Source organism: Siccirubricoccus soli, assembly GCF_024178315.1.
Taxonomy (GTDB): domain Bacteria; phylum Pseudomonadota; class Alphaproteobacteria; order Acetobacterales; family Acetobacteraceae; genus Siccirubricoccus; species Siccirubricoccus soli.
Genome location: NZ_JAMZIK010000096.1, coordinates 67,535 through 75,362, shown reverse-complemented (window position 1 = coordinate 75,362; position 7,828 = coordinate 67,535). Strand labels below are relative to the sequence as shown.

General features: G+C 73.5%; 6 protein-coding genes. 3 read left to right on the top strand and 3 right to left on the bottom strand.

All coding sequences use genetic code 11. From position 1 onward, the window contains the following. On the bottom strand, positions 1-4,102 hold a 4,102-nt coding region (locus NJ376_RS15585; RefSeq protein WP_252954205.1), incomplete at its 3' end, for a PAS-domain containing protein. 39 nt (positions 4,103-4,141) lie between these two features. Then, a complete protein-coding gene (locus NJ376_RS15580; RefSeq protein WP_252954204.1) occupies positions 4,142-5,215 on the bottom strand; it encodes a COX15/CtaA family protein in 1,074 nt (357 codons plus the stop codon). Between the two features lie 77 nt (positions 5,216-5,292). Here NJ376_RS15580 and NJ376_RS15575 point away from each other — a divergent pair, with 77 nt between their 5' ends. After that, complete coding sequence (locus NJ376_RS15575) at positions 5,293-6,054, top strand: glycosyltransferase family 2 protein (protein ID WP_252954203.1); 762 nt, start codon at positions 5,293-5,295, stop codon at positions 6,052-6,054. Further along, on the top strand, positions 6,051-6,764 hold the full coding sequence (locus NJ376_RS28995; protein WP_305879987.1) for a TVP38/TMEM64 family protein: 714 nt from the start codon (positions 6,051-6,053) through the stop codon (positions 6,762-6,764). The genes NJ376_RS15575 and NJ376_RS28995 overlap by 4 nt, the downstream gene beginning before the upstream one ends. Before the next feature lie 141 nt (positions 6,765-6,905). On the opposite strand, the gene NJ376_RS15565 is transcribed toward NJ376_RS28995, so the two are convergent. Beyond that, positions 6,906-7,184: an usg protein gene (locus NJ376_RS15565; protein WP_370288305.1), complete on the bottom strand. Its 279-nt coding sequence runs from the start codon at positions 7,182-7,184 to the stop codon at positions 6,906-6,908. Positions 7,185-7,469: 285 nt separating this feature from the next. Here NJ376_RS15565 and groES point away from each other — a divergent pair, with 285 nt between their 5' ends. After that, complete coding sequence (groES, locus tag NJ376_RS15560; protein ID WP_149539518.1) at positions 7,470-7,781, top strand: co-chaperone GroES; 312 nt, start codon at positions 7,470-7,472, stop codon at positions 7,779-7,781. Positions 7,782-7,828 lie beyond the last annotated feature (47 nt).

Genomic DNA, 7,828 nt, shown 5'->3' with positions numbered 1-7,828 from the left:
CATCCGGCGTCGGGTTGGAGGAGACCTCGAGCCGCCGGCCATCCGGGGTCTCGCGCAGGTAGCGGATCGACCGGCTGCGGTCGATCATGGCATCGGGGCCGAGCGCCTGCTCCCCCGCCGCCGCCTCGTCGAGGAGGCCCTGGAGCTGCTGCAACCGCACCAGCTCCGCCAGGCTCATGCCGGGCGTCATGGGGCCGGCGCCGATCAGGGCCTCGGCCAGGGCATTGTGGGCGATCAGCCGGTGGTCCGGCCCGAAATAGGAGATGCCGTGGCGGAGATTGTCCAGCATCGCCTGCAGCGTCGCGGCGCGGGCGGAGGCATCGGCCTTCGCCTCGGCCAGCTCCGTCACGTCGGAATGAGTGATGACGAAGCCGCCATCCGGCGTCGGGTCGGAGGAGATGTCGAGCACCCTGCCGTCCGGCATGCGGCGCTGGTAGCGCAGCGGGCGGCTGCGATCGTAGCCGATCACCCCGGCCGCCATGCGGGCCGCCGCCTGGCCTTCCCCGAACAGGCCGAGCTGAAGCTGCTCGCAGACCAGGTCGTCGAACAGCTCGCCGCTGCGGCCGCTGAGCTCGGGCAGGCCGTAATCCCGGTTGGCCAGGCGGTTGGCCAGGCGCAGCCGCCGGTCGGGGCCGTAGAAGGCCATGCCGTGGCGGATGCTGTCCATCGCCACCTTCAGCGTCGCGGCGCGCTCCAGCGCCTCGGTCTCCGCCCGGACAAGGGCGGTGATGTCGCTGAAGGTGACGATGACGCCGCCATCCGGCGTCGGGTCGGAGGAGACTTCGGTGACGCGGCCATCGGCCAGGCGGCGGGTCGTACGGAAGGGCCGGCTGCGGTCGCGCCCCGCCCGCTCGCGCAGGATGGCGCTGGCCTCCGGCTCGGGCCCGAAAGCGCCGCGGGCATGCTGCTGCCGGAGCCCCTCATCTAGGGTGATGCCGGGCCGCACATCCTCCGGCTGCAGCCCGCCATAGGTCACGGCCAGGCTGTTCGCCACGCGGATGCGGCGGTCCGGGCCATAGAGGATGAAGCCGTGGCGCATGGTGTCCAGCGCGTCCTGCAGCATGGCGGCGCGGCTGGCCGCCTCCGCCTCCGCCTCCGCCAGCGCGGTGATGTCGCTGAAGGTGATGACGAAGCCGCCATCCGGCGTCGGGTCGGACAGCACTTCGATCAGCCTGCCGTCCGGGGTGCGGCGCTGGTAGCGATGGGGCTTGGAGCGGTCGATGCCGAGGATGAAATCGACTATCGCCTGCCCTTCCTCCGGCGGCCCCAGCGAGCCGCTGTTGAGCTGCTGCGCCGCCACCTCGGCCAGAGTCATGCCCGGCTCGATCCCCCCCTCCGGCGCGCCGCTGATGTCGTAGCAGAGCCGGTTCCTGAGGATGAGCCGCCGGTCGGGCCCGTAGAGGCCGACGCCGTGGCGGATGGTCTCCAGCAGCACGGCCAGCTGCCCGGCCCGCCGCTGCGCCTCCGCCTCCGCCCGGGCGAGGGCGGTGATATCGGTGATGGTGACGACGAAGCCGCCATCCGGCATGGGGTTGGAGGCGACGTCGAGGATGCGGCCATCCCGCCCCGGCCGCGTGTAGCGGTGCGGCCTGCTGCGGTCCGCCGTCCAGCTGCGGGTGGCGAGGTCGGCATCCAGCGCCGGGTCGCCGGTGACGCCCCGCGCCAGCTGCTCCGTCGACAGCTCGACATAGGACCGGCCGGGGCGCATGGCGCCGGGCGCGAAGCCGCTGAACTCCTCGATCAGCCGGTTCGCCGCCAGCAGCCGGGCATCCGGGCCAAACAGCGCGACGCCGTGGCGCATGTTCTCCATCATCGCCTGCAGCGTCGCCGCCCGCTGCTCCGCCGCGCGCTCCGCCCGCACCAGCGCCGTCACGTCGCTCCAGGTGATGACGAAGCCGCCATCCGGCATCGGGTCGGAGGAGCTTTCGACCACGGTGCCGTCCGGCATCTCCCGCTGGTGCTGCTGCCGCTGGCGGCGGTCGGCCTGGCGCAGCCGCAGCGCCTCGTCGGCCGCTGCCTCGCCGCTGCCGAAGACGCCGGCGGCAAGCTGCGCCGCGGTGAGGGAGGCATGCGTCGCCCCCGGCGCCAGCGCCTGCTCCGCCACGCCGGCCAGCCGGGCGGCAAGGCGGTTGGCGGTGATCAGCCGCCCATCGGCATCGAACAGGGCGATGCCGTGGCGCATCGTCTCCTGCATCGTTTGCAGCAGCGCGGTGCGCGCCACCGCCGCCGCCTCCGCCTGCACCTGGGCGGCGATGTCGCTCCAGGTGATGACGAAGCCGCCGCCCGGAGTCGGGTCGCTGGAAACCTCGATGACGCGGCCATCGGCCAGGGGGCGCCGGTAGCGGTCCGGCAGGCGCCGGTCGAAGGCGAGGATGCGTGCCACCTCCGCCGCCGCGGCCGGGCTGTCCGGCGGGCCGAAGGCACCGTGCCGGCGCTGCAGCTCCACCAGCTCGTCGAAGCTGCGGCCGGGCAGGAGCTCCTCCGGCGAGAGGCTGGAGTGCATCGCGGCGAGGCGGTTGGCCGCGATCAGCCGGCGGTCGGCGCCGTAGAGCGCATGGCCGTGGCGGATGCTGTCCTGGATGAGCTGCAGCTCGTCGGCGCGCCGCCGCGCCTCCGCCTCCGCCCGGGCCAGCGGGGTGACGTCGGTATGGGTGAGGACGAAGCCGCCATCCGGCAGGGGCTCGGAGCGGATCTCGATGACCCGACCATCGGCCTTGTTGCGCAGGTTGCGCCGCGGCCGGGAGCGGTCGACGTGGCGCAGCTCCACCGCGCGCTGGCGCATCTCCGGCGCATTGGCGAATTCGCCATTGGCCAGCAGGTCGTCCAGCAGCTCGGCGATGCTCACCCCGGCCCGTACCCACCCCGGGGCATGGCCGGCGAGCTCCGCCGCCAGGGAATTGGTGAAGCGCAGCCGGCGGTCGCGATCGAACAGCATGACGCCGTGGCGCATGGTCTCGAGGGTCGCCTGCAGCAGCGCCGCCTGGGCGCGGGCGGCCTCCTCCGCCGCGACATGCGCGGTGACGTCGCTGAAGGTGACGACATAGCCGCCATCCGGCGTCGGCTCGGTGATCACCTCGAGCGTGGTGCCCTCCGGCCCGGGGCGGATACGGCGGGTCTGCCGGCTACGGTCGAGGGCGAGGTTGCGGGCGAAGGCCGCCTGCGCCGCCTCGCCCTCGCCGAAGACGCCACGCGCCACCTGCTCCTGCAGCAGCTCATGGATGTGCCGGCCGGGACGCATCGCCTCCGGCGGCAGGCCGGTCAGCCGATGGGCCAGGGTGTTGGCGACCACCAGCCGGTGCCCGGCATCGAACAGGCAGATGCCGTGGCGCATGTGCTCCAGCATGAGCTGCAGCCCGGCGGCCCGCTGCTGCGCCTCCTCCCCCGCCCGCACCTGCTCGGTGATGTCGGCAAGCTCCAGCACCCGGCCACCGCCGGCGATAGGGGAGCTGCAGGAGCGCAGGGTGCGGCCATCCGGGCGGCGGCGGACATAGATGCTGCTGGCGCCCTCGGGCCGGGCCGCGCGCCTGACGCGGATGGCGGCCAGCTCCGCCGCATCCAGCTCCCCGGTCGCCGCCAGCAGCTCGAGGATCGCCTCCATCGTCATGCCCGGCCGCAATACCTCCGGCGGCAGCCCATTCAGCCGGGCGGCGGCGGGGTTGGCGAAGATCAGGCGGTCCGCCGCATCCATCACCACGACGCCGCCCGGGAGCGGCGTCAGCACGGCGCCGAGGGGCGGCTCCGCCAGGGTCTGCAGCAGCAGGAGCTGGCCGCCCCCGGCGAGCGGCAGGCTCCGCACCTCCTGCCAGGCGCCGTCGGTGGCGCGGCGCAGCACGCGGCGGCTCGGGTCGGGGCCGGTCTCGGCCAGCAGCGCGGCGGCCAGCGCTGCCGGCTCGCCGGCGCCCAGCTCGCCCCGCTCGGCCAGGCGGAGCGCGACCGCCGCCAGGTCGAGGCCGCCCTCCGCCGCCAGCCCGGCGGCGGTGCGGCCGGCCGGATTGGCGAGCAGCAGGCGGCCATCGGCGGCGAAGCTGAACACCGGCTGCGGCAACGCCGCCAGCGTGGCGAGCGCCACCGCCTCGGGTGCCATCGCGATCGCCTCCGTCATCGCACTCCTCCCCGGGCGCCCGGCACGGTCACCCGTTCCTCAGGCCGCTGGCGGACGCAGGGCGTGCAGCGCCGCCAGCGCAGCCGTCAGCACCAGGACCGCGGTCGCCTGGTGCAGGGTGCCGAGCCAGACCGGCACCACCAGCAGCAGCGTGGCGATGCCGAGGCCGTACTGCAAGCAAACCGAGGCCCCGAGCAGCAGGCAGGCGGCGCGGGCACGGCCGGGCGGCAGGTGGCGCCAGCCCGCCAGGGCGGCGCCGAGGGCGGCGAGCCCGGCCAGGGTGGCAAGCAGGCGGTGGTTGAATTGCACCGCGGGAATATTCTCTGTCAGGTTGCGCCAGAGCGGGGCAAGCCGGGCATAGCCCTCCGGCACCAGGCGGCCATCCATCAACGGGAAGGTGTTGTAGTCGAGGCCCGCGCGCATCCCGGCGACGAAGCCGCCGGCCAGCATGGCCGCCAGCACCAGCCAGGCCGCCGCCTTCACCTGCCGCCGCACCGTGCCGGCCTTCGCCGGCAGCGTCTGCGGCACCGGGTGACGGAGCCCAAGGGCGGTCCAGAACAGGGCGGCGTAGAGGCCGAGAGCGAGGCCGAGATGCATCACCAGCCGGTAGGGGGAGACGGCGGTGCGATCCGCCTCGAAGCCGCTGGCCACCATGAACCAGCCGACCGCGCCCTGCAGCCCGCCGAGCAGGAGGAGCAGCAGCAGCCTTGGCTTGAGCCCGGCAGGAATGCGGCCGCGCCACCAGAACCAGGCGAGCGGCAGGGCATAGGCGAGGCCGATCAGCCGCCCCCAGAGCCGGTGGATCCATTCCAGCCAAAAGATCTCCTTGAACCCCGCGAGCCCGAAACCCTGGTTCACCAGCGCATATTGCGGAATGGTGCGGTAGAGATCGTAAAGGCGCTGCCACTCCGCTTCCGAGAGCGGTGGCAGGGCGCCGGAGAGCGGCGCCCATTCCATGATGGAGAGGCCGGAGCCGGTGAGGCGGGTGGCGCCGCCGATCGCCACCATGATCCAGACCATGGCGGCGACGGCCAGCAGCCAACGGGCGATGGCAGCCGCATCGGCGCCGGCGGCGATGGGCTGGGGGGACGGGCGGGCAGTGTCGAAGGGCATGCCGCCTTTATACGGGAGGCGCGGAGAATTGCCTTGCGCTTGCCGCCGCGGCGCCATGCTGCTACCGCGCCGCCGCCATGCCCGAAGCCCCCGATCCCCGCCCGGCGGCGACGGCCGAGCCGCCCGCCCCGCCCCGCCTCTCCGTCGTCATCCCGGTGCGGAACGAGGCGCCGAACATCCCCCCGCTGGTGGCCGAGATCGAGGCGGCGCTGGCCGGGGTGGCGCATGAGATCGTCTATGTCGACGATGGTTCCTCCGACGCGACGCCCGAGGCGCTGCGGGCGGCGGCGGCCGGGGCGCCGCTGCGGCATCTGCGGCACCGGCGAAGCTGCGGGCAATCCGCCGCGGTGGTCACCGGGGTGAAGGCGGCCCGCGGCGCCTGGATCGCGACCCTGGACGGGGACGGGCAGAACGACCCGGCCGACATCCCCCGGCTGCTGGCCCGCGCCGAGGCGGAGGGCGGCGCCATCCTGGTGGCAGGGCACCGGGTGACGCGGCGGGATTCCTGGGTGAAGCGGCGCAGCAGCCGGGTGGCGAATGCGGTGCGGGCCCGGCTGCTGGGGGATGCCACGCCGGATACCGGCTGCGGGCTGAAGGTGTTTCCGCGGGCGCTCTTCCTCGACCTGCCGCATTTCGACCACATGCACCGCTTCCTGCCGGCGCTGGTGCTGCGCCAGGGCGGGCGGGTGGTGAGCGAGAAGGTGAACCACCGGCCGCGGGTCCGCGGCGTCTCCAATTACGGGACGCTGGACCGGCTGCTGGTGGGGCTGGTGGATCTGGCCGGCGTGGCCTGGCTGCAGCGGCGCTGGAAGCGCCCCGAGATCGAGCCGGAGGCATGAGCGGGGCCCCGGGCGAGGGGGCAGGCGGCGGCGGGCTGTCCGGGCGCTGGGGCGCCATCGGCAGGCTGCTGGTGCTGGCGGCCGGGCTGGCGGCGGCGGGGCTGGCGCTGCGCGGCATCGGCCTGGTGCCGGGGACCGAATGGGTGGACCGCTACGTCCGCGGCCAGGGGATGTGGGGGGAGGCGGTGTTCCTCCTGGTCGCGGCGGCGGCGACGGCGCTTGGCGTGCCGCGGCAGGGGCTGGCCTTCCTGGGCGGCTATGCCTTCGGGACGGTCATGGGCACCGCGCTGGCGGTGGGGGGAACGGTGCTGGGCGCCGCCCTGTCTCTGGGCTGGGCCCGGCTGGTCGGGCGGGGCTGGGCGGAGCGGCAGCTGGCCGGGCGCTTCGGCCGGCGGCTGCGGCCGGTGCGGGACGTGCTGGCGGCCAACCCCTTCGGCGCCACCCTGGCCCTGCGGCTGCTGCCGGTGGGGAACAATTTGGCGCTGAACCTGCTGGCCGGGCTGGCGGGGGTGCCGGCGCTGCCCTTCCTGGCGGCCTCGGTGCTGGGCTACCTGCCGCAGACCCTGGTCTTCGCCCTGCTGGGCAAGGGGGTGCGGGTGGACGGCGCCTGGCAGCTCGGGCTTTCGGCCGGGCTCTTCGTCTTCTCCGTGGCCATCGGCCTCTGGCTGCTGCGCCGCGCCCGGGCCGCACGCGCCCTGGCCGACGAGTAGGCTGGGCCCCGAGGTGCCCCGGTTGCCATCCGCGTCGCCCGTTGCCCTGGCGCGGCTTTGCCGCGCCAGGCTGTGCGGGGCGCCAATCGCCGAGCGACTCCCCGGGCCCCCGTGGCGGCGCGCAGCGCCGTCATGGGGAACTCAGTGCAGCCGGAACTCCCCGCCCGCGTAGCGCAGCTCGGCCGGGCGGGTCAGGGCGGCGGAGGCGACACGGACGGAATGCAGGGGCCCCTCGATCTCCCGCTGCCAGAAGGCCAGGAAGCGGCTCAGCTCGGGGAAGCTCGGCGCCAGATCCACCTTCTGCCAGATGAAGCTCTGCAGCAGGGCGTGGTTGTCGGGCATGTGGTAGAGGATCTCGGCAGTGGTCAGGTGCCAGTCGGGGATCTGCAGCTTCACGAAGCGGTCAAGGCTGTCGAGCACGCGGAACTCCTTCCCTCGGTTCCATCCTGCGGCGCCGCGCTGCGGCGCGTTTCCTCCTGTTCAACGCCGCCATCCTGCCATGGATTTCCTGGCGGATGGCAAGGAAAAGCTTTAAAATCAGGTGATTAGCACTCGCACTCCGAGAGTGCTGCAAACCCTTGACGAGTTCCCGGCTTTTCCTTAGATCGCTGGCACTCCTCGGGGGTGAGTGCTAGCGAACCCGCTGGTGCCGTCCGCTGGGGTGTCCCAAGCCATCATCCACATGGCATCAGGAGAGGACCGCATATGAGCTTCCGTCCCCTGCATGACCGCGTTCTCGTCCGCCGCGTCACGGCCGATGAGAAGACCGCGGGCGGCATCATCATTCCCGACACCGCGAAGGAGAAGCCGCAGGAAGGCGAGGTGATCGCCGTCGGCGCCGGCACCCGCGACGAGGCCGGGAAGCTGGTCCCGCTGGAGGTGAAGGCCGGCGACCGCATCCTGTTCGGCAAGTGGTCGGGCACCGAGGTGAAGCTCGGCGGCGAGGAGCTGCTGATCATGAAGGAGAGCGACATCCTCGGCATCCTGGACGCCCCTTCCGTCGCCAAGGCGGCCTGAGCCCCAGGCTCCGCCTGATCCACAACGCCGACGAGCAGCGCCACCCC

Excerpts from the sequence above, each read along its gene's own strand:
- NJ376_RS15575 (WP_252954203.1), top strand. The coding sequence starts at position 5,293 with ATGCCCGAAGCCCCCGATCCCCGCCCGGCGGCGACGGCCGAGCCGCCC.
- NJ376_RS15580 (WP_252954204.1), bottom strand. The coding sequence starts at position 5,215 with ATGCCCTTCGACACTGCCCGCCCGTCCCCCCAGCCCATCGCCGCCGGC.
- NJ376_RS28995 (WP_305879987.1), top strand. The coding sequence starts at position 6,051 with ATGAGCGGGGCCCCGGGCGAGGGGGCAGGCGGCGGCGGGCTGTCCGGG.
- groES (WP_149539518.1), top strand. The coding sequence starts at position 7,470 with ATGAGCTTCCGTCCCCTGCATGACCGCGTTCTCGTCCGCCGCGTCACG.